At 64.1% G+C, this 21,877-nt stretch carries 11 protein-coding genes and 1 pseudogene; 7 read left to right on the forward strand and 5 right to left on the reverse strand.

Annotated elements, in window-relative coordinates:
- Positions 1 to 72 precede the first annotated feature (72 nt).
- Both pulA and RT582_RS12175 read right to left on the reverse strand, forming a co-directional pair.
- Positions 73 to 3,181 (reverse strand): annotated as a pseudogene (gene pulA, locus RT582_RS12170) (pullulanase-type alpha-1,6-glucosidase).
- Positions 3,182 to 3,414: 233 nt separating this feature from the next.
- On the reverse strand, positions 3,415 to 3,885 hold the full coding sequence (locus RT582_RS12175; RefSeq protein WP_014821189.1) for a MaoC family dehydratase: 471 nt from the start codon (positions 3,883 to 3,885) through the stop codon (positions 3,415 to 3,417).
- 276 nt (positions 3,886 to 4,161) lie between these two features.
- On the opposite strand from RT582_RS12175, the gene fadD2 reads away from it, so the two are divergent.
- The 7 genes from fadD2 (at position 4,162) to rarD (ending at position 18,501) form a co-directional block, all read left to right on the forward strand.
- Entirely contained in the window at positions 4,162 to 5,850 is a 1,689-nt protein-coding gene (fadD2, locus tag RT582_RS12180; protein WP_313477566.1) for a long-chain-fatty-acid--CoA ligase FadD2, read from the forward strand.
- A gap of 224 nt (positions 5,851 to 6,074) precedes the next feature.
- Positions 6,075 to 7,766 carry a long-chain-fatty-acid--CoA ligase FadD1 gene (gene fadD1 / locus RT582_RS12185; protein ID WP_221104587.1) on the forward strand — a complete coding sequence of 564 codons (1,692 nt, stop codon included), beginning with the start codon at positions 6,075 to 6,077 and terminating at the stop codon, positions 7,764 to 7,766.
- A 174-nt stretch (positions 7,767 to 7,940) separates the two neighbouring features.
- The gene (locus RT582_RS12190) at positions 7,941 to 9,626 is read left to right on the forward strand and encodes a methyl-accepting chemotaxis protein (RefSeq protein ID WP_041754783.1); all 1,686 of its coding nucleotides are present in this window, start codon (positions 7,941 to 7,943) and stop codon (positions 9,624 to 9,626) included.
- 183 nt (positions 9,627 to 9,809) lie between these two features.
- The gene (locus RT582_RS12195) at positions 9,810 to 11,495 is read left to right on the forward strand and encodes a methyl-accepting chemotaxis protein (protein ID WP_090521592.1); all 1,686 of its coding nucleotides are present in this window, start codon (positions 9,810 to 9,812) and stop codon (positions 11,493 to 11,495) included.
- 268 nt (positions 11,496 to 11,763) lie between these two features.
- The gene (locus RT582_RS12200; RefSeq protein WP_090521588.1) at positions 11,764 to 13,371 is read left to right on the forward strand and encodes a M28 family metallopeptidase; all 1,608 of its coding nucleotides are present in this window, start codon (positions 11,764 to 11,766) and stop codon (positions 13,369 to 13,371) included.
- A 115-nt stretch (positions 13,372 to 13,486) separates the two neighbouring features.
- Entirely contained in the window at positions 13,487 to 17,569 is a 4,083-nt protein-coding gene (gene hrpA / locus RT582_RS12205) for an ATP-dependent RNA helicase HrpA (protein ID WP_125876673.1), read from the forward strand.
- Positions 17,570 to 17,607: 38 nt separating this feature from the next.
- Positions 17,608 to 18,501: an EamA family transporter RarD gene (gene rarD / locus RT582_RS12210; protein ID WP_090521583.1), complete on the forward strand. Its 894-nt coding sequence runs from the start codon at positions 17,608 to 17,610 to the stop codon at positions 18,499 to 18,501.
- A 102-nt stretch (positions 18,502 to 18,603) separates the two neighbouring features.
- Here rarD and RT582_RS12215 read toward each other — a convergent pair whose 3' ends face one another.
- From RT582_RS12215 to RT582_RS12225, 3 genes are read right to left on the reverse strand one after another with little or no spacing between them, the layout of a single operon-like run.
- Positions 18,604 to 19,455: an FHA domain-containing protein gene (locus tag RT582_RS12215; RefSeq protein ID WP_313477572.1), complete on the reverse strand. Its 852-nt coding sequence runs from the start codon at positions 19,453 to 19,455 to the stop codon at positions 18,604 to 18,606.
- Positions 19,456 to 19,512: 57 nt separating this feature from the next.
- On the reverse strand, positions 19,513 to 21,060 hold the full coding sequence (locus tag RT582_RS12220; protein ID WP_090521577.1) for a serine/threonine-protein kinase: 1,548 nt from the start codon (positions 21,058 to 21,060) through the stop codon (positions 19,513 to 19,515).
- Between the two features lie 19 nt (positions 21,061 to 21,079).
- Positions 21,080 to 21,856, reverse strand: coding sequence for a PP2C family protein-serine/threonine phosphatase (locus tag RT582_RS12225; protein WP_090521572.1), 777 nt, complete (start codon positions 21,854 to 21,856; stop codon positions 21,080 to 21,082).
- Between the last annotated feature and the right edge of the window lie 21 nt (positions 21,857 to 21,877).

Raw genomic sequence — 21,877 nt, forward strand, 5'->3', positions numbered from 1 at the left:
GATTCCCGGCAGATTCAAAGAGCACGCAAGGCATTTAGGCGACCTATGGTCGCCTTTTTTTTTGCGCGCGATTTACCGACGTGCCTGAGGTTGGGCGAACACGATCGTCGTGAACGCCGGGACCTCGAACTCCCCACTGGTGACCTTGGCCTGGCGGCTGATCGGGTCGACCGAACCATTCAGCACCGGGTGCAACTCGTAGCCGTCCGCGCCCGGCAGGCGAACCGGCCTGTCCGAGGCATTGATCACCACCATCAGCGAGCTGTAGCGGCGGTCCAGATCGCGGCCGTCACGCGGACCATCGGCCAGACTGAAGGCGGTCACGCCGGGCTGCTGTTCGGGGCCAGTGTTGTGAAACTGTAGGCGCCGTTGCACCTCGCGGGCGCTGTCGAGCTGGAACAGTGCGCTGTCGCTACGGATTTTCAGCAGCTCGAGGAAACGTCGTTTCGCCGCGACGATGTCGGTGGTGCCCGGTTTGGCCTGCGGGTCGACAATGATCCTGCGAATCAGCGGCCAGTTGTCGCCGTCCTTGTCCGCGCGCGGCAGGCCCTTGTTCCAGTTGTTGTCCTGATAGCTGAAGTCCACCGCATTGAACCAGTCTCCCGAATCGTAGCTGTCGCGCTGCATGGACTTCGATCGCAGGATATCCGAGCCGAGATGGATGAACGGCACGCCCTGGCTGAACAGCGGCACCGACAGCGCCACCATGTGCAGGCGCACCCTGTCGGCAACCGACAGGCTGCTGGCCAACTTGTACTGGTAGCGTCTGGTTGTCGTGCTTGGAGACGTAATTGACGGTTTCCTGCGGGTCCAGCGTATAGCCGGCGGGCTGGCCGTTGTAGTCGATCTCGCTGCCTTTGCGCGTGCTGCCGTCGGAGGTCACGAATTGGAAGTCGCGTAGCCCGCCAGCAATGCCGACGCGGATCAAATCGGTGGCGTGCAGCAGTTGCGCTTTTTCCTGAGCCCCGGCGCCGCTCAGCTCGATGGGTCGCAGATAGAGCCCGTTGGCGAAGCCCTGGTTGCGGCGAATGCTGTCGCCGCCGTCGAAGGGGCTGCCGCCACGGACTGCATCACGTTGCCGATCATTGAAGGTACCGACGCCGGTGCCGGCCATGTTCAGTTGATTGGCGTTGATACCGCGTGCGTTGCCGGCGACCTCGCCGAACTCCCAGCCTTCGCCGTAGAAATAGGTGTCGCGATCGATGCGGCGAACGGCGCGATACGCATCGACGATCTGCTCGCGCATATGGTGACCCATCAGATCGAAGCGAAAGCCGGCGATCTTGTAGTCGCGTGCCCAGACCTTCAGCGAGTCGATCATCAGCTTGGCCATCATGCGATGCTCGCTGGCGGTGTTCTCGCAGCAGGTCGAGGTTTCCACCGCGCCGGTCGTCGGGTTGCGGCGGTGGTAGTAGCCGGGTACGACCTTGTCCAGGACGGACTTGTCGGCCAGGCCGGAAGCGTTGGTGTGGTTGTAGACCACGTCCATCACCGTGGCGAGGCCATTGCCGGCCAAGGCCTGCACCATCTGGCGGAACTCGATGATGCGCTGCACGCCTTCGGCATCGCTGGCGTAGCTGCCCTCGGGCGCGGTGAAGTGGAAGGGGTCGTAGCCCCAGTTGAAGTCATCCAGCCCACGCAGGTCGTTGTACAGCGATTGCGCCTGACCGCTGGCCGGGTCGAAGCCCTCTAGCACCTGACGGATGCTCGCTGCGCCACAGTACTGCGCCCAGCGCTCCCGGGCCGCATCCGACAGGTCGCAGAGCTTGGCGAAGGGATCGTCCAGGTTGATCCGCCGAGCGGGGTCTTCGCTGATGGTCGCGATGTCGAACACCGGCAGCAGCTGCACGTGGGTGAGCCCGGCCTTCTGCAGGTCGCGCAGGTGCCGCATGCCGTTGCTGTTCTGGTGGGTAAACGCTGCGTAGGTACCGCGCAGCGCGGCCGGCAGGCTGGTGTCGCTGGCGCTGAAGTCGCGCAGATGGGTTTCGTAGATCACGCTCGCTTCGGGGCGCTCCGGGTGTGGCGGACGCACGGCATCCCAGCCAGCTGGCTTGAGGTCGCCGGCGTTCAGGTCGACGACCTGGGCGTACTGGCTGTTGCGCGACAGGCTCAGGGCGTAGGGATCGCTGACGAGCGTCGTCTCGATCCTGCCGGTGCTGGGTCGGTAGGCGGTGACTTCGTACTGGTAGTACTGGCGATCCAGTGCGTGTGGGCCTTCCAGGCTCCAGACGCCGAGCCGTTCCCGCATAGGCTTCGGATAGCCGGGTAGCAGTCGTTTGGACGCATCGAAGACGTGCAGGCGAACCCGCTGTGCGGTCGGTGCCCAGAGCTTGAAGGACACACCTCTGGCATTGAGCGTCGCGCCCAGCTCGCCGTTGTAGGCGAACAGCATGTCGAGGATGCCGGCGGTCTGCACTTCGGTGGCGTCGATGACCCGGTCGTCCGCGTCGTAGGCGATTACCACCAGCTGGCTCATCACGGCGCGGCGAATGTCTTTCACACCTGTCGTGATTCGGTAAGCGGGGGCATCGACCAGATGCGGGTGTTGGCGCCTGAGGCCATTGCGCAGGCTGGACGGCTGCATCGCCAGGGCCCGCCCGCCGCTGACGGTACGCGCCTCGCCGTCGATGCGGATGCTGGCGTCGCGGTCATAGCGCAGTTCCAAGCGGCTGGCGCCCGGCGCACCGCCCACCAGTGCGAGCGTGAACGGATCAAGCCAGTGCGCCCGCGCGCCCTTGATCGCCACGGCACTGCCACTCAGCGGCGTGCTGGACAGCTGTGGGTTGCCGCTGACCGCGAAGACACGACGGCCCAGTTCATCGAAGCGCCAGGTCAGGTCGCCACCGCCCAGGTCCTTTTCGTCGCCCTTGTGCATGATCAGATTCAGGCAGCTGGCATTGGCGCTCAGTGGAATGCGGTACAAGGCGCCGTACCGCGGGTCGGTATCCACCGCCGCGAGCGGTTGCGCCCAGCTGGTTTCAGTCGCACTTCCGTTGCAGCCGGGGGTATTCCATAGATGTGGTCCCCAACCGTTGTAGTCACCATCGGCGCGCTGATAGTAGAGCAGGGCCTCGTCGGGGCCAGGGTCGAGCGGGGTAGCCGAAGCGGATTGCATGGCCAGTGAGAAGCCGGCAAGGGCGAGCGCCGCCAGGCGCCGATAAGCGATCGAGCGAGTGAGCATGGGTGAGGGTCCCGTTGTTGTTCTTCTTGTACTGCTCGCTGGATGGTCGGCGCGGGGTATCCGATACGCATCCTCCGTTGGGGAACTGCTCGGGGCGTAGGCCAAGGCCGTAATGGCGTTCTGCTTGTCGCCCGTGCCGGGCAGGCGGAGGGATTGCTGGAAATGAAGAGGGCGCCAATCAGGCGCCCTCAGCTTGCCTCCGTCACGCGACGGGACACTGAACGTGGAAAGGCTCAACCGATGGTGATCGGCGGCAACTCCTTCAGTTCTACGGTCTCCTGCTTGCGTGGCGCGAGCACTTCCGCCTCGCCATCGACCACCTGCTCATCGTTCTGGTTGAACACGCGGGTGGCGATGCGCACGCGGTTCTTCGGCAGCTTCTCGAGGATTTCCAGGCGCACGGTCAGGGTGTCACCGATCTTCACCGGGCGGGTGAATTTCATGGTCTGGCCGAGATAGATGGTGCCCGGGCCCGGCATGGTGCAAGCCACGGCGGCGCTGATCAGCGCGCCACTGAACATGCCATGGGCGATGCGTTCCTTGAACAGCGTACCGGCCGCGAACTCGGCGTCCAGGTGGACCGGGTTGCGGTCGCCGGACATGGCCGCGAACAGCTGGATGTCCTTTTCCTCTACGTGTTTTTCGAAGCTCGCCTGCTGGCCGACTTCCAGTTCGGCGTAGGGCGTGTTGCTGATGGTGCTCATGGACAGTCCTCAGATGCTGGGGCGGCGCGTCAACTGCTGCGCCTGATCGAATCAGGTTCCGCGCAACCGGCACAGCCCGGTACTTGCGCGCTGGGGCTGCATTCTAGAGGCATGCAGCCCGATTGTCCCGGGTGCAGGCCGTCCCGGCAGCGTGACGAAAGATTCACGGCAGTGATTTGTGGGGCTTGGACTGTTGCGTCGCGACGCTGACCTGATAAGTTCGCCAGAGCCCGCTGTGCGCGGGCCAGACACTCTCAGGTAAAGAGGCCAATAACAATGCAGCCTGAATTCTGGAATGACAAACGCCCTGCTGGCGTGCCCAACGACATCGATCTAGGTGCTTACCGCTCGGTCGTCGAAGTGTTCGAGCGAGCCTGCAAGACCCATGCGGACCGCCCCGCATTCAGCAATATGGGTGTCACCCTCAGCTACTCCGATCTGGAGCGCCACTCCGCCGCTTTCGCCGCCTGGCTGCAGCACCACACCGATCTGCAACCCGGCGACCGCATCGCCATTCAGATGCCCAACCTGCTGCAGTATCCCATCGCGGTGTTCGGTGCGCTGCGTGCCGGCCTCATCGTGGTCAATACCAACCCGCTGTACACCGCGCGGGAGATGCGCCACCAGTTCCAGGATTCCGGCGCGCGGGCGCTGGTGTATCTCAATACCTTCGGCCACCACGTGCAGGCGGTGCTGCCTGATACCGCCATCGAGCACCTGATCGAAGTGCGCATCGGCGACATGTTGCCGCCGCTCAAGGGCGCGCTGGTCAATGCGGCGGTCAAGCACCTGAAGAAAATGGTGCCGGATTACAGCCTGCCGCAAGCCGTTTCCTTCAAGGATGTGCTGCGCGACGGCGCACGCCACAGCCACAAGCCCGCGCCGCTGGAGCTCGACCACGTCGCCGTGCTGCAGTACACCGGCGGTACGACCGGTGTGGCCAAGGGCGCGATGCTGACCCACGGCAACCTGGTGGCGAACATGCAGCAGGTGCGGGCCAACATGCAGCAGCTGGACGATCAGGGCCACCCGGTCATCCGTGAAGGTCAGGAAGTGATGATCGCGCCGCTGCCGCTGTATCACATCTACGCCTTCACGGTTAACTGCATGTGCATGACGGTGACCGGCAACCACAACGTGCTGATCACCAACCCGCGGGACATCAATGGCTTCGTCAAGGAACTGCAGCGCTGGCAGTTCTCCGCGTTCCTCGGGCTCAACACGCTGTTCGTCGCGCTGATGGCTCACCCGCAGTTCAAGAAGATCGACTTCTCCCGGCTCAAAGGCACCAACTCGGGCGGCACTGCCCTGGTTTCGGCAGTCGCCGAACGCTGGAAGAGCCTGACCGGCTGCACCGTTGTCGAAGGCTACGGCCTGACCGAAACCTCGCCGGTCGTCTGCGCCAATCCTCATGGCGAACATTCGCGCCTCGGCACGGTGGGGCTGCCGGTGCCCGGTACCACGGTCAAGGTCATCGACGACGAAGGCAACGCCTTGCTGCTCGGCGAGCGCGGCGAGCTGTGCGTCAAGGGGCCGCAAGTGATGAAGGGCTACTGGCAGCGTCCCGAAGCTACGGCCGAGGTGCTGGACGAGGAGGGCTGGCTGAAGACCGGCGACATCGCGGTGATCGACGAGGACGGGTTCGTCAGCATCGTCGACCGCAAGAAGGACCTGATCATCGTCTCCGGTTTCAACGTCTACCCCAACGAGATCGAGGACGTGGTGATGGCCCACCCGAAGGTCGCCGCCTGCGCCGCTATCGGTGTCGCGGACGAGAAATCCGGCGAGGCGGTCAAGCTGTTCGTCGTGCCCAGCGATCCGACTCTCACCCAGGAAGAATTGCAGGCTTATTGCCGGGAGAATTTCACCGGCTACAAGATGCCGCGGCACTACGTTTTCCGCGATGCATTACCGATGACGCCGGTGGGCAAGATCCTGCGCCGCGAGTTGCGTGAAAGCGCCTGATAACGACAGGTGCAGCCCGCAGAGGGCGACTCAAATTGAGTGACCGGGATATATGTTCCGGTCACTTTATGTCGAATCAACGCGTTCCGGACTCTGTTCGCTCCTGGGCAAAGCTGCTAACCTCGGGCACGCTTTTAGCCCGATTAGTGGTACAAAAGTTAACAAATCACAACAAAACAGCTGCCATCGCGCAGTAATAAAGCTGTTGCTTAGGAGTGGGGTTCATGACCGATAACTTCTGGAAGGATAAGTATCCTGTTGGTGTCTCCAGCGAGATCAATCCCGACGAGTATCAGAACATCCAGGCTGTGCTCAAGCAGTCTTGCGAGCGTTTCGCCGACAAGCCGGCCTTCAGCAATCTCGGCAAGACCCTGACCTATGGTGAGCTGTACAAGCTGTCCGGCGATTTCGCCGCCTATCTGCAGCAGAACACCGATCTTCAGCCCGGCGACCGTATCGCCGTGCAGCTGCCCAACCTGATCCAGTACCCCATCGTGGTGTTCGGGGCCATGCGCGCCGGCCTCATCGTGGTCAACACCAACCCGCTGTATACCGCGCGGGAAATGGAACACCAGTTCAACGACGCCGGCGCCAAGGCGCTGGTCTGCCTCGCCAACATGGCGCATCTGGCCGAGGAAGTGCTGCCCAAGACCGGCATCAAGCACGTGGTCATCACCGAAGTCGCCGACATGCTGCCGCCGCTCAAGCGCATGCTGATCAACGCGGTGGTCAAGCATGTGAAGAAGATGGTCCCGGCCTACAGCCTGCCGAAGGCGGTCAAGCTCAACGACGCGCTGGCCCTGGGTCGTGGCAAGGCTGTGCGGGACGTATCGCCGACCAGCGATGAAGTGGCCGTGCTGCAGTACACCGGCGGTACCACGGGCGTTGCCAAGGGCGCGATGCTGACCCACCGCAATATTGTCGCCAACATGCTGCAGTGCAAGGCGCTGATGGGGTCGAACCTCAATGACGGCAGCGAGGTGCTGATCGCCCCTCTGCCGCTCTACCACATCTACGCCTTCACCTTTCACTGCATGGCGATGATGCTCAGCGGCAACCACAACATCCTGATCTCCAATCCGCGCGACCTGCCGGCGATGATCAAGGACCTGTCGAAGTATCGCTTCAGCGGCTTCGTCGGCCTCAACACGCTGTTCGTGGCGCTGTGCAACAGCGAAGACTTCCGCAAGCTGGATTTCTCCGCGCTCAAGGTCACCCTGTCGGGCGGCATGGCGCTGCAGCTGGCGACGGCCGAGCGCTGGAAGCAGGTGACGGGTTGCCCCATCTGCGAAGGCTACGGCCTGACCGAAACCAGCCCGGTGGCCTCGGTCAATCCGATCGAGCACATCCAGATCGGCACCATCGGCATTCCGGTTCCTTCGACGCAGTTCAAGGTCATCAATGACGATGGCCAGGATCTGGCGCAAGGCGAGATCGGCGAGCTGTGCATCAAGGGCCCGCAGGTGATGAAGGGTTACTGGCAGCGCCCCGAGGCCACTGCCGAAGTGATCGACGCCGAAGGTTGGTTCAAGTCGGGCGATATCGGTGTCGTTCAGGAAGACGGCTACATCCGCATCGTCGACCGCAAGAAGGACATGATTCTGGTCTCCGGTTTCAACGTCTATCCCAACGAGCTGGAAGACGTGCTTGCCGGTCTGCCAGGGGTGCTGCAGTGCGCCGCCATTGGCGTGCCGGACGAGAAGTCCGGTGAGGCGATCAAGCTGTTCGTGGTGGTCAAGCCGGGAGAGAGCCTGACCAAGGAACAGGTCATGCAGCACATGCACGATAACCTGACCGGCTACAAGCGCCCGAAGTCAGTGGAGTTCCGCGACAGCCTGCCGACCACCAACGTCGGCAAGATCCTGCGTCGTGAGTTGCGTGATGAAGAGTTGCGCAAGCTGGGCCACAAGAAGTAGTACTCGTACCTCGACGAAAAAACCCCGCCTCGGCGGGGTTTTTTCGTTTTTGCGAACAGCGTTCATCGGCAGCGCCCGTCACAGCTTGAATTAGCGCTTGGTAGCGTTCTCCTCGTGATGTAGTCAGTGGCACAATGGCACTACTTAACCGCGTTTTTCATGGGGGATTTCCAGATGCTGTCATCACTACGATTGCGAGTGAAACTGCTCTTGCTTGCCCTTGGCCCGATTCTGCTGCTCGCTGTCCTGCTCAGCGGCGTTGCGGTGATCGAGCTGCAGGATCTGGCTGACCAGCAGGAAACGCAGACCCGCGCCAGTCTCATCCGCGACCGACGCGCCGAACTCGAAAGTTACGTGCAGCTCGCCCGCAATGCGATTGCGCCGATCTATGAGCGCTCCGCCGAAGGCGACCTGCAGGCCCGCGATCAGGCCGTGGCGCTGCTGGAAGGGCTGACCTACGGCCGCGAGGGCTACTTCTGGGGTTACGACGGGCAGTCCGTTCGCGTGTTCCAGGGCGCGACCCGCGAGCGTATCGGTGAGAACTTTGCCGACTTCAAGGACCCGAATGGCGTGTATGCGATTCGTGAACTGGTCAAGGCGGGTCAGAACGGTAGCCACTACGTCGACTACAGTTTCGCCGTGCCGGGCAGCAATGCACTGGTGCCCAAGGTCGGCTATGCCGAGTACCTGCCGAAATGGAACCTGGTATTCGGCACTTCGCTGAACCTGGATGACGTCGAGCGCGATGTCGGTGAGGCTCGGGCAGCCTTCCAGGCGCGCATCGACAGTCTCACGCTGATCATGCTTGGGTCCGCGCTGCTGCTGCTCATCCTCGTTGCCGTGCTCGCGGTGCTGATGAGCAATGCCATTCTGCGGCCGCTGCTGCAGATCAAGCAGAACCTCGACGACATGGCCGAGGGCGATGGCGACCTGACTCATCGCCTGCCGGTTACCAGCCGTGACGAGCTGGGTGAGCTGTCGGCATCGTTCAACCGCTTCGTCGAGAAGATCCACGTGCTGGTGCAACAGGTCGCCGGAACCACCGCGCAGCTGACCGGTCTGGTGGGTGAAGTCGCCAGCCAGGCGCAGCGTTCGGAGCACGCCATGGCCGATCAGCGCAGCGAAACCGACCAGGTGGCCACGGCAATCAACGAGATGTCGGCCGCTGCTCACGAAGTGGCGATGAGCGCCCAGCGTGCCGCCGAGGCCGCGCGCGAAACCGATCAGCAGGGCCTTGCGGCCAAGCAGGTCGTAGACCAGAGCATTCACCAGATTCACGAACTGGTGGGCGAGCTGCGCGGCAGCGGCGAGTCGCTGGAGGGGCTGCAACAGGACGTGAAAGGCATCGTCGGTGTGCTCGACGTGATTCGTGCCATTGCCGAGCAGACCAACCTGCTGGCGCTCAATGCCGCCATCGAGGCAGCCCGTGCCGGCGAGGCGGGGCGTGGCTTCGCGGTGGTGGCTGACGAGGTAAGGGCGCTGGCCAGCCGCACGCAGCAGAGCACCGGCGAGATTCAGGGCATGATCGATCGCCTGCAGAACGCAACTTCGAACACCGTCAGCACCATGCTGCGCGCCGGTGAGAAAGGCGAGAGCACTCGTGATCACGCCAATCAGGCCGGGGAGTCGCTGGATGCCATCTCCGCACTGATCGGCACCATCAATTCGATGAACGCGCAGATCGCCGCCGCAGCCGAAGAGCAGACCGCCGTGGCCGAGGAAATCAACCGCAGCGTGCACCATATCGCCGACGCGGTGGACGGTGTGGCCAGCGATGCTGCCCAGGGCGCGCAAACCGCACGTGAACTCAATGGTCTGGCGGAACAGCTCCAGCGGCTGGTGGGACAGTTCCGCATCTGATCGACAAGCCGCTCTAGGACGGGCCATCGCGAAACCCTGCCATGCAGGGTTTCGTCGTTCATGGGGTAAAGAAAGATCCCGCCAGGTCGACAACCCGAAGGTACTTGCGCAATTGGTGCTTAAGTGGCGCCTGTTTTTTGTCGCAATTTCTCTTGCTACAAGTACCTAAAGGAATCGATCAGAATGCTCTCCAATCTTCGTTTACGAATGAAGCTGCTGTTGCTCACGCTGGGCCCGATTCTACTGCTCTCCATCCTCCTCAGCGGCATCGCCGTCTATGAATTGCGCGCACTGGCCGAACAGCAGGAAGAGCACACCCGCAAGAGCCTCATTCAGGATCGGCGTGCCGAGCTCAAGCATTACGTCGAGCTTGCGCGCAATGCCATCGGGCCGATCCACGAGCGCTCCGCCGAAGGCGACATGCAGGCGCGCGATCAGGCGGTGGCCATTCTCGAGCGGATGTCCTATGGCAAGGACGGCTATTTCTGGGGTTATGACTCCCAGGCCGTGCGCATCCTGCAGGGCAACACGAAGGACAAGATCGGCCAGAGCTTCTACGACTACCGTGACCCGAACGGTGTCTACGCCATTCGCGAGCTGGTGCGCGCCGGCCAGGACGGCAGCCACTACGTCGACTACAGCTTCGTGCTCGGTGACAGCAGTGTGCTGGTGCCCAAGGTCGGCTATGCCGAATTCCTGCCCAAATGGAACATGGTCTTCGGCACATCGTTGAACCTGGATGGCGTCGAGCGCGACGTGCAGGCCGCGCGGGCAGAGTTTCAGGAGCGCATCGACGGGCTGGTAGCCATCATGCTGGTTTCGGCGTTCGCGCTGCTGGCGTTGATGGCGCTGCTAGCCGTCTTCATGAGCAATGCCCTGCTCAGTCCGCTGCTGCTGATCAAGCGCAACCTGGATGACATGGCCCAGGGCGACGGCGACCTGACCCAGCGACTACCGATCACCAGCCAGGATGAACTGGGTGAGCTGGCCATGTCGTTCAACCGCTTCGTCGAGAAGATCCATTCACTGGTACAGCAGGTCGCCGGCACCACCACGCAATTGAGCGGGCTGGTCGGTGCGGTGGCCAGCCAGGCGCAGCGCTCGGAACAGGCCATGGCCGACCAGCGCAGCGAGACCGATCAGGTCGCCACGGCGATCAACGAGATGTCGGCCGCGGCCCACGAGGTCGCGATGAGCGCCCAGCGTGCCGCCGAAGCAGCGCAGCAGACCGATCAGCAGGGCGTTGCGGCCAAGCAGGTAGTCGATCAGAGCATCCGCCACATTCACGAACTGGTGGGCGAGCTGCGTGGTAGCGGTGAGTCGCTGGAAGGGCTGCAGCAGGACGTGAAAGGCATCGTTGGTGTGCTTGACGTGATCCGCGCCATCGCCGAGCAGACCAACCTGCTGGCGCTCAATGCGGCCATCGAGGCAGCCCGTGCCGGTGAGGCAGGTCGCGGTTTCGCCGTGGTCGCCGACGAAGTACGTGCCCTCGCCAGCCGTACCCAGCAGAGCACCGGTGAAATCCAGGGCATGATCGACCGTCTGCAGAGCGCCACTTCCAACACCGTCACCACCATGTTGCGCGCTGGCGAGAAAGGCGAGAGCACCCGTGACCAGGCCAACCAGGCCGGTGAGTCACTGGATGCCATCTCCGCACTGATCGGCACCATCAACTCGATGAACGCGCAGATCGCCGCCGCCGCCGAGGAGCAGACCGCCGTCGCGGAAGAGATCAACCGCAGCGTGCACCACATTGCCGATGCGGTGGACGGTGTGGCCAGCGACGCCGCTCAGGGAGCCCAGACCTCCCGCGAGCTGAATGGACTGACCGTGCAGCTGCAGCAGCTGGTCGGTCAGTTCCGAATCTGATTCGACGTTCTCCGGCCGCAGGTGCAACGCCTGTCGCCGTTGCTGAACAGCGCTGATTCCAGCGCCGCTCCGCCAGGTGCCACTGAAGCGCCTCGATGAAGTTCCCTCCAACCCGATCAACGGTGCTACCGGCGGGCGGCTGTCTCAGAACCGAGACGGCGGCCGTTCGGTCTAGCTCCCTATGGCCGCGTCCGCTGAAAGCAGTAGGGGACGATGGCGCAAGCCACAGGCGGCCTGCCCATCAATCCGTTGCAAGGATGAGTTACCCATGCACAAAAAAAACAATGCTGTTCGGGTAGTTGCTTCTCTCGCATTACTTACCGGCAGCGTCGCGTTTGCGGCGCCGCAGGTAGACACCCTGCAATTCAACGACTTCTGGACGCCGGACAAGCCCAACGCGGCGTTGTGCCGTTCGCCCTTGCTGGTCGGCACTCCGGTCGGTTTGCCGCGCTGCATGCAGGCGAGCAACGTCATGAAGCACCTGGAGGCGTTGCAGGACATCGCCATGATGAACGACGGCAATCGTGCGTCCGGTCAGCCCGGTTATCAGGCGTCGATCGACTACGTGCGCAGCCGCCTGCAGCGCGCCGGTTATCGCGTCGAAGTGCAGGCCTTCCCGTTCCTTGCGTTCTATCCGGTCAGCCCCGGCACGCTGAGCGCCGTGGCGCCGCAGCCGGCCCAGTACGTCTGGGAGGAGGATTTCACCTACGCCGATCAGACCGATCCGGGCAATGTCACCGCACCGGTGGTGCCGGTCGACCTGGCTCTCGGCGCTGGCAACACCTCCACCAGCGGCTGTGAGCCCGAGGACTTCGCCGGCTTCCCGGCCGGTGCCATTGCCTTGATGCAGCGCGGCGCCTGTCCATTCGGGCAGAAGGCTAGCAATGCCGCGTCGGCCGGTGCGGCTGGCGCCATCATCTTCAACCAGGGGGACACCGAGGACCGCAAGGGGCTGCTGGTCGCAACCCTGGGCGAGGACTACAGCGGCGGCATCCCGGTGATGTTCTCGACCTACGATAACGGCGTGGCCTGGTCGCAGACCGCGGGGCTGCAACTGAGCATGAACGTCGACGTGATGCGCGAGCAGACCGAGACCTACAACCTGCTGGCCGAAACGCGCCGCGGCGATCCGGGCAACGTGGTCATGGTCGGCGCGCACCTGGACTCGGTGTTCGAAGGGGCGGGCATCAATGACAACGGCTCGGGCAGCGCCGCGCTGCTGGAAATGGCGCTGCTGATGAGCAAGGCGCGGCCCGAAAACAAGGTGCGCTTTGCCTGGTGGGGTGCGGAGGAATCCGGCCTGGTGGGCTCGACCTACTACGTCACGCAGCTACCGGACGAGGAGAAACAGCGCATCAAGGCCTATCTGAACGTCGACATGATCGGTTCGCCGAACTATGCCAACTTCATCTATGACGGCGATGGCTCCGACTTCGGCCTGCAGGGGCCACCCGGCTCGGCCGCCATCGAACGCCTGCTGCGCACCTACTTCCAGCTGCGCAACGCGCCGTCTGAAGGCACCGAGATCGACTTCCGCTCCGACTACGCGCAGTTCTTCGAGGACGGCATCGCCTTCGGCGGACTGTTCACAGGCGCCGAGGACATCAAGACCGAGGAGCAGGCGCAGCGTTACGGCGGCGCAGCCGGCCAGCCGTTCGATCCGTGCTATCACAACGAATGCGACAACCTGGGCAACATCTCCACCGAGGCGCTGGAGTTGCACGGTGACGCGCTGGCCTTCGCCACCAGCTGGCTGTCGCTTTCGACCCGGATGATTGATGACGAGATCGCCGCGGCGGCGGCGGAGCAGAGCATCGGCAGCATGCGCATCCAGCAGGTGCAGGAGAAGTCGCGCTGGGGTCACTGGATCCGTTGATCGGCTGAACACCGCGCCGGCATGCCGGCGCGGTCCCTGCACACACCCTTTCCCTTCGGCCGGCCGGGCAAATCTGCGACAATCGCGCCCTTCTCGAATTGCCCCACGGCTGTCCATGACCGACGCAACGCCCGCTATCGATACCCTGCTAAAGAATCTCGACCAGGCCCTGTTCGCTGATCGCCACCGCCTGCGCCGGCAGCTGCACGAGCTGAGAAAGCAGCCGGACGAGGCCAAACTGGCCCAGTGGCTGGAGCGCTTCCAGGCTTCGGTGGCCAAGGTTGAGGCGCGCAGGCAGAGTGTGCCGCGCATTCGCTACGACGATAGCCTGCCAATCGCCGCCAAGCGCGACGAGATCAAGGCCGCGCTGGAAAAGCACCAGGTGCTGGTGATCGCCGGTGAGACCGGCTCGGGCAAGACCACGCAGCTGCCGAAAATCTGCCTGGAGATCGGCCGTGGCGTGCACGGGCTGATCGGCCATACCCAGCCGCGCCGGCTCGCAGCGCGCAGCGTCGCCACGCGGGTGGCAGAGGAAATCGGCACGCCACTCGGTGAGCTGGTGGGTTATCAGGTGCGTTTCGAGGATCAGAGCAAGGACAGCTCGCTGATCAAGCTGATGACCGACGGCATCCTGCTGGCCGAGACGCAGCACGACCGCTTCCTCGAGCGTTACGACACCATCATCGTCGACGAGGCCCACGAGCGTTCGCTGAACATCGACTTCCTACTCGGCTTTCTCAAGACCCTGCTGCCGCGCCGGCCGGATCTGAAGGTCATCATCACCTCGGCGACCATCGACCTGCAGCGTTTTAGCGAGCATTTCGACGGTGCGCCCATCGTCGAGGTGTCCGGGCGTACCTACCCGGTGGAGACCTGGTATCGGCCACTGGCGGCCGAGATCGACGAGGACGGCAACCGGGTGGAGGACGACCTGACCGTCGACCAGGGCATCCTCGCCGCGCTGGACGAGATCGCCGCCCACGAGCAGAGCGTCGGCAAGCGCCCCGGCGATGTGCTGGTGTTCCTCCCCGGCGAACGCGAAATTCGCGACGCGGCCGAGGTGCTGCGCAAGGCCTATCTGAAGTTCACCGAGGTGCTGCCGCTGTATGCGCGGCTGACGCCGGCCGAGCAGCAGAAGATTTTCCAGCCGCGACCGGGGCGCAAGATCGTGCTGGCCACCAACGTCGCCGAGACTTCGCTGACCGTGCCCGGTATCCGCTACGTGATCGATTCCGGTACCGCGCGCATCAGCCGCTACAGCTACCGCGCCAAGGTTCAGCGGCTGCCGATCGAGGCGGTGTCCCAGGCCAGCGCCAACCAACGCAAGGGGCGCTGCGGGCGGGTCGAGCCGGGTATCTGCATTCGGCTTTACAGCGAGGAGGATTTTCTCGGCCGGCCGGAATTCACCGATCCGGAGATCCTGCGCACCAACCTCGCCGCGGTGATCCTGCAGATGCTGCATCTGCGCCTGGGCGACATCCAGGATTTCCCCTTTATCGAGCCGCCGGATGGCAAGGCCATCAGTGATGGCTTCAACCTCTTGCAGGAACTTTCGGCGGTCAACCGCGAGAATCAGCTGACCCCGCTGGGTCGCCAGCTGGCGCGCCTGCCGATCGACCCGCGACTGGGTCGCATGCTTCTCGAAGCCGCACAGCAGGGCAGCCTCGCCGAAGTCCTGATCGTTGCCAGCGCACTCTCAGTGCAGGACGTGCGCGAACGTCCGGCCGACCGCCAGCAGGCCGCCGATCAGGCCCATGCGCAGTGGAAGGACCCCGACTCGGACTTCGCCGCGCTGATCAATATCTGGCGCGGTTTTGAGGAAAAGCGCCAGGAGCTAGGCTCCAACCCGCTGCGCAGCTGGTGCCGGAAGAATTTCCTCAACTATCTGCGTCTGCGCGAGTGGCGTGACGCGCATCGCCAGCTGACTCTGATTGCCCGAGAACTCAAGCTTGGTTCGGGCAGGTCGGTGGATGGCTCCGGACAACCACCGCGTGCCGATAAGGCACGTAGGGTGGAAGACGGCGAAGCCTCTTCCACGCGTCCGGCCGGGGCCAGCGCCCAACCCGTACCGACCAAGGACACCAAGGTCAACGTCATCCTCCGCCAGCAGGCCGAAGCCAGCGAGGCGGCGCAGAAGGCCAAGGGCTACGCGGCGGTGCACAAGGCCATCCTCGCCGGCCTGCTCAGCCAGATCGGCAACAAGACCGAGGAGGGCGACTTCCTCGGCGCGCGCCAGCGGCGCTTCTGGGTGCATCCATCCAGCGTGATCGGGCGCAAGAAACCCAACTGGCTGATGGCCGCCGAGCTGGTGGAGACCACCAAGCTGTTCGCGCGCATGGTTGCCAAGATCGAGCCGGACTGGATCGAGCCGCTGGCCGGGCACCTGATCAAGAAGAACCACTTCGAGCCGCACTGGGAGAAGAAGCGCGGGCAGGTGGTGGCCTACGAGCAGGTGACGCTCTACGGAATGATCGTCGTTGGCCGCCGGCCAGTGCACTACGGGCCGATCGATCCGCCGGCGGCCCGCGAGCTGTTCATCCGCGAAGGGCTGGTGCGTGGAGAGATGCACAGCCGTGCGCGCGCCCTCAGTGCCAATCGCGAACTGCTCGAACGCCTCGACGAACTGGAAGCCAAGGCGCGGCGACGCGACATCCTCGCCGACGAGGAAACGCTGTTCGACTACTACGATGCGCGCCTGCCGACGGACATTTACCAGACCGCCAGCTTCGAGAACTGGTACAAGCGCGAAAGCGCCAAGGACTCGCAGCTGCTGATCATGCGCGAGGAAGACGTGCTCGCCCGCGAGGCCAGCGAGGTCACCGCCGCGCAGTATCCGGATTACCTGCGCATCGGCGAGCTGCAGTTGCCGCTGGAATACCATTTCGAGCCCAACCACCCGCGCGATGGCGTCACCCTGCGCGTACCGGCGCCGTTGCTGCCACAGTTGCGCAGCGAGCGGCTCGACTGGTTGGTGCCGGGGCTGCTGCAAACCAAAGCCGTAGCGCTGGTGCGCAACCTGCCCAAGGCACTGCGCAAGAACTTCGTGCCGGTGCCGGATTTCGTTGGCGCGGCGCTGGCCAAGATCAGCTTCGGTGAAGGCTCGTTGCCCGAGGCGCTGGGCCGCGAGCTGCTGCGCATGACCGGCGCGCGCGTATCGGACGAAGCGTGGGCCGAAGCGGCCGCCGGGCTGGAAAACCATCTGAAGATGAACATCGAAGTGGTCGATGCCCGCGGTAAGTTCCTCGGCGAAGGTCGTGACCTGGCCGAGCTGACTGCACGCTTCGCCGAGGCCAGCCAGGCCGCCTTGGCGCCGCCGCAGCAGAAAGCCGAACAGCAGCCGGTCGAAGCCAAGGGCTTCGCCCAGATCGCGGAAAAGGCCCAGGCGAAGATGGCCGGGCTGTCGATGACGGTCTATCCGGCGCTGGTGGAAGAGGGCGGGGTGGTCAAGGAAGGACGTTTCCCGACTCAGGCCGAAGCTGACTGGCAACACCGTCGCGCGTTGCAGCGCTTGTTGCTGCAGCAATTGGCGGAGCCGGCCAGATACCTGCGCAACAAGCTGCCGGGGCTCACTGAGCTGGGCCTGCTCTACCGCGACATGGGCAAGGTCGACGGGCTGGTCGAGGATATCCTCCTGGCGAGCCTGGGCAGCTGCATCCTCGACGGTGAAGCCCAGTTGCCGCGTGATGGCGCAGCCCTGGCGTCACTGGCCGAGCGCAAGCGCGGCGACTGGGCGGCGCATGCCGAGCGTCTGGCGCGCCTGACGCTGGAAATCCTCAAGCACTGGCACGGCCTGCAGAAGCGCTTCAAGGGCAAGATCGACCTGGCCCAGGCGGTGGCGCTGAACGACATCAAGGCGCAGCTGGGCAACCTTGTCTATCCGGGCTTTGTTCGCGAAACGCCTGCCGAGTGGCTGAAGGAGTACCCGCGCTACCTCAAGGCCATCGAGCAACGCTTCGAGAAGATCGGTGCGCAGCTGCAGCGTGATCGCGTCTGGTCCGGCGAGCTGGCCGGCTACTGGGAGCAGTACCAGACACGCCTGAAGAAGCACTTGCAGGAAGGCAAGCGCGATGCCGAGCTGGCGCTGTATCGCTGGATGCTCGAGGAATATCGCGTCTCGCTCTGGGCGCAGCAGCTTGGCACCAGGATGGCGGTTTCGGACAAGCGCCTGAACAAGCAGTGGAGCCAGGTCGAGCCCTGAGGTCGGGGCTGGCACGAATCGTCAATCGCAGGAAGCCCATGGAAACTCGCAACAGGCTGGCGGGCGTCGCCGGCTCGCTCGCCGCATCGACGCTCTTCGCAACGCTGTATTACTACACGTCGCTGCTCGAGCCGTTGAGCGGCCAGCAGATCTACGGCTGGCGCATTCTGCTCACCGCACCCTGCCTGGCGTTGCTACTGCTCGCCATCGGTCGCTGGGGCGAGGTCCGCGAGATCCTTGTACGCGTACCGGCCGAGGCGCGACTGTGGCTAGCGCTGCCGCTGTCTTCGGCGCTGGTCGGTTTGCAGCTGTGGCTGTTCACGTGGGCGCCGATCAACGGCCACGGGCTGGACGTTTCGCTCGGCTACTTTCTGCTGCCGCTGACACTGGTACTTACCGGGCGCCTGGTTTTCGGCGAAACGATCAGTCGATTGCAACGCCTGGCCTGTCTGCTGGCGGCTGTAGGCGTGGGCAATCAGCTGCTACTGGCTTCGTCACTGTCATGGCCGGTACTCGCCGTTGCCCTGGGTTACCCGTGCTACTTCGTTCTGCGCCGCAAGCTCGGCACCGCCAGTCTTGGCGGGCTCTGGGTGGACCTGGTCATCAGCCTGCCGGTTGCTGCGCTGTTCGTCCTAGGCAGCGGTGACACGTTGAACCTGCTTGCCGGCAACCCCCGCCTGCCATTGCTGATCGCCGGCCTGGGCGCGCTCAGCGCGCTGGCGTTGGGGCTGATGATCAACGCCAGCAAATACCTCAGCCTGACCCTGTTCGGCCTGCTCAGCTATGTCGAGCCGGTACTGTTGGTGGTCGTGGCGCTGCTGCTTGGCGAGAGCATCGCGCCGGACCAGTGGCTGACCTACGGGGCGATCTGGGCGGCGATTGTGGTGTTGGTCCTCGAAGGATTGCGGGCGCTGCGTCGGGGACGAGGGTAGCGTTCGGTAGAGATTGAGAAGGTGCCGAGGTTTCATCGGGCAGGCGCCGGCTGCTAGGGCAGAAAGCGGCACTGCATGGCCGCCGCTCAAGCCTGTTAGTTGCTAGATCATCTGCTGCGCAACCAGCCCGGCGACAATGGCCAGCCCCAGCGCGCCGAGCAGCATGCCAAGGCGCCATGCGGATTTACCTGGCTCACGAGCAGGAGCGGCGGCAACAGGTGCCGCCGCGTGCAGCGGGTTCGGCGTGGCAGGGCGGGGGCGGGAAGGTTTCGGCTGGGGGGCGACCGTGGTGGGCAGGTCGGTGGCGCAGACGAATACGGTAGCGTCTTCGTCGACGACTTCCGGGGTGCTGACCTTGGGCCCGATCACCAGCAGTGTGGTATTGCCCAGCTGGATCTGGTCGCCCGGCTGCAGCACAGCGGTCGTGACCTTCTCGCGGTTCACCAGCAGGCCGTTCGCTGAGGCCAGGTCCTTCACTTCCAGCACATCGCCCTTGAGATAGAACTCGGCGTGGCGGCGGGACAGTTCCGCATCGCTGAAGCAGAGCTCGCATTTGACCGAGCGGCCGAAGGTCATCGAGCCAGTGATGTGGTACTTGTGGCCCTGGTTCTCGCCCTTGACCACCTGCAACAGCCAGCGCGGGGCGCTCGCCAGCTTGGTGCCGGCCTTGGCCGGATCGACGATCTGCAGTTCCAGCGCGCCCAGGCGCAGGCGGTCGCCGGAACGAATCTGGTAGCGCTCGCCGACCTTCTCGTCATTGACGTAGGTGCCGCCAGGCGTGCCGAGGTCGGTGAGGTAATAGAAGCGGTTTTCCAGCAGCAGTTCGGCGTGAAATGGCGCGACCCCGGCGTCGTTGGCCACCAGCTTGTTGCTGCGGTCCGAACCGAGGGTGAAGCGTTCATCGGCAAGCCAGACCGGACTCTGGCGATTGTCAGCGAAGTGGATCCTGAGCATGGCGCGGTACCTTTTAGCGGAGCGGGCGACGGTCTGAGCCGAACGGCACTCGGCGAATTATTGGTTGAATATCCGGTTCCACAGGCGCTTGACTGGGTTGGCTGGCGCTTGCGAGGTCTGCGTGTTGGTCGGCGCGGCGCGTGAGGTGCTGGCCGTTGTGCGTTTCACCGGGCGCGGCGCCCGGGCCTTGGCAACCCGCTGAGCATGCGCGTCGTGCAGCGCGAGCAGGGGCGCATAGTCCGGGGTGGCTTCCAGCCCCTGCTGGATGTACTCCAGCGCCAGGGCGAACTCGCGGCGCCCGTAGGCTGCTTCGGCTAGCTCGACATAACGCTCGCTGACCTGCACCAGCCCGTTGCGGGCCACCTCGTTTTCCGGCAACCAGCCCAGCACCTGCTGGTAGTAGTGCACCGCGCTGTCTTCGGCGGGTTGCAGCAATTGATCATTTGCCAGCCGTTGCGCCGCCAGTTCCAGTGCCTGGGCGATGCGGGCATCGAGCACGCGGCGTATGCCGTCGAGGGCCTCGGCATTGTCGGAATCCAGGCGCAGGGCCTGGCGGTAGTAGTAGTCGGCATTGTCGAACGCCGGTGCAGTCAGTTGCCCCTCATCCAGGCGTGCCTCGGCGCGGGTCAGGTAGTCGTTGATGCGGCTGTATTGCAGCCACTGGTAGCCGCCGGCGGCCAATGCGGCGACTGTCACGATCAGCGCCGCACCGATCACCGCCCAGCGGCCGATGCCACGACGGCGACGGCGGCGTCTGGTCGGCGCCTCGATGAATGCCGCCGGTGCGATGCGGGTCTGGTCCATGTCCGGCTCGGTGAGCGTGTCGATGGCTGCCAGCAGCTCACGGCAATTGCCGAAGCGCTCATCCGGCTGCTTGGCCAGCATGCGGTCGAGCAGTGGCTGGTAGGGCGCGAGCGCTGGCGGCAGTTGCGGCAAGGGCATCTGCAGGTGGTTGAGCACGGTTTGCGGATAGCTGCTGGCGCGGAACGGGTTGGTCCCGGTGAGCATCTCGGCGAGTATCACTCCCAGACTGTAGATGTCGCTGCGCGCATCGAGTGGCTGGCACTGGGCCTGCTCCGGGCTGCTGTAGGCAGGGCTGCCGACGGCGATGCCGAAGTGGGTGAGCTCGTTATCCAGCTCTACGGCCTTGGCTACGCCGAAGTCGGTGAGCACCACGCTGCCGTCGTCACGGAAGAGGATATTGGCTGGCTTCACGTCTCTATGGACTAGCCCGCCGTCGTGCACCACCGCCAGGCCGCCGGCCAGCTGACGGATGATGTCCAGCGCGCGCGATGGTGAGAAGACAATGCCGCGGTGTTGCGCCAGGTCGCCGCCGCCGAGGTATTCCATGGCCAGGTAGTGCCGGCCATCGGCGATCTGGCCGATGTCGTGGATGGTGATGATCGCCGGGTGGCGTAGCGAGGCGACGATATGGCCTTCCTGGATGAAGCGCTCGGTGAACGCTGCATCTTCCGTGCGCAGCAGCACCTTGACGGCCACCTCGCGATCCAGCGACAGCTGGGTGGCCAGGTAGACCTCGGCCATTCCGCCTTTTCCGAGCCGCTTGTGCAGGCGATAGCCCGGTATTTCCAGCATCCGATGCATTGTAGAAACTCGCGCTTGCTTACGACTTGAGGGGTTTTAACAGCATGTTGATGAAGCGCCGCCCGCGGGACTCGGCCGCCGGGAGGGGGGCGGTGCGGCCGATGACGATGCAGGAGATGTTGTCGCGGCCGCCGTGTTCATTGGCCTGGTCGATCAGCTGTTCCACCAGGTTCTCGAGGGTATCGGCAAAGGTGCAGCTGGCGTGGATCTGCGCGTCGGTCAGCTCGTTGGTCAGGCCGTCACTGCATAGCAGCAGCAGCTCGCCGGGCTTGAGGGTGCCGCTGTGGGCACCGACTTCCAGCGGCGCCTCGCGTCCCAGACAGCGCAGGATGATGTTGCGCCAGGCGTGGCCTTGAGCCTCGGCCGGCTTCAGCTCCCCGGCGTCGATCATCATCTGCACCCAACTATGGTCCCGCGTAAGCTGCTCGATACCGTTGGCGGTGACCAGATAGGCGCGGCTGTCGCCGACCCAGGTGAGTTCGAAGTCGGCACCCTTGAAATGTGCTGCGACCAGCGTGGTGCCCATGCCGTCGTCCACAGCCGCGTCAAGTACTGCCTGGTTGGCGTGCTGAACCGCTGTCTGCAGCGGATCGCCGTCCTCGATCGCCTGCTGCAGCGCAGACAGTGCCAGGCTGCTTGCAACCTCCCCGCATTGATGCCCACCCATGCCGTCGGCGATGGCCCAGAGCCCCAGCTCCGGCGCGCAGAGCAGTGCATCTTCATTATGGCTGCGCCTGCGCCCTGGCGAGCTTTGCCCGGCGTAGTCCAGCAATGAATCAGAAAGGGTAGGTTGCATGCGAGGGCCTGCGGCACGACG

The organism is Stutzerimonas kunmingensis (genome assembly GCF_032106285.1).
Taxonomy (GTDB): domain Bacteria; phylum Pseudomonadota; class Gammaproteobacteria; order Pseudomonadales; family Pseudomonadaceae; genus Stutzerimonas; species Stutzerimonas kunmingensis_B.

Coding starts and splice junctions, on each gene's coding strand:
- hrpA (WP_125876673.1), top strand. CDS start 13,487: ATGACCGACGCAACGCCCGCTATCGATACCCTGCTAAAGAATCTCGAC.
- RT582_RS12200 (WP_090521588.1), top strand. CDS start 11,764: ATGCACAAAAAAAACAATGCTGTTCGGGTAGTTGCTTCTCTCGCATTA.
- RT582_RS12190 (WP_041754783.1), top strand. CDS start 7,941: ATGCTGTCATCACTACGATTGCGAGTGAAACTGCTCTTGCTTGCCCTT.
- RT582_RS12175 (WP_014821189.1), bottom strand. CDS start 3,885: ATGAGCACCATCAGCAACACGCCCTACGCCGAACTGGAAGTCGGCCAG.
- RT582_RS12215 (WP_313477572.1), bottom strand. CDS start 19,455: ATGCTCAGGATCCACTTCGCTGACAATCGCCAGAGTCCGGTCTGGCTT.
- RT582_RS12220 (WP_090521577.1), bottom strand. CDS start 21,060: ATGCATCGGATGCTGGAAATACCGGGCTATCGCCTGCACAAGCGGCTC.
- RT582_RS12225 (WP_090521572.1), bottom strand. CDS start 21,856: ATGCAACCTACCCTTTCTGATTCATTGCTGGACTACGCCGGGCAAAGC.
- rarD (WP_090521583.1), top strand. CDS start 17,608: ATGGAAACTCGCAACAGGCTGGCGGGCGTCGCCGGCTCGCTCGCCGCA.
- fadD1 (WP_221104587.1), top strand. CDS start 6,075: ATGACCGATAACTTCTGGAAGGATAAGTATCCTGTTGGTGTCTCCAGC.
- RT582_RS12195 (WP_090521592.1), top strand. CDS start 9,810: ATGCTCTCCAATCTTCGTTTACGAATGAAGCTGCTGTTGCTCACGCTG.
- fadD2 (WP_313477566.1), top strand. CDS start 4,162: ATGCAGCCTGAATTCTGGAATGACAAACGCCCTGCTGGCGTGCCCAAC.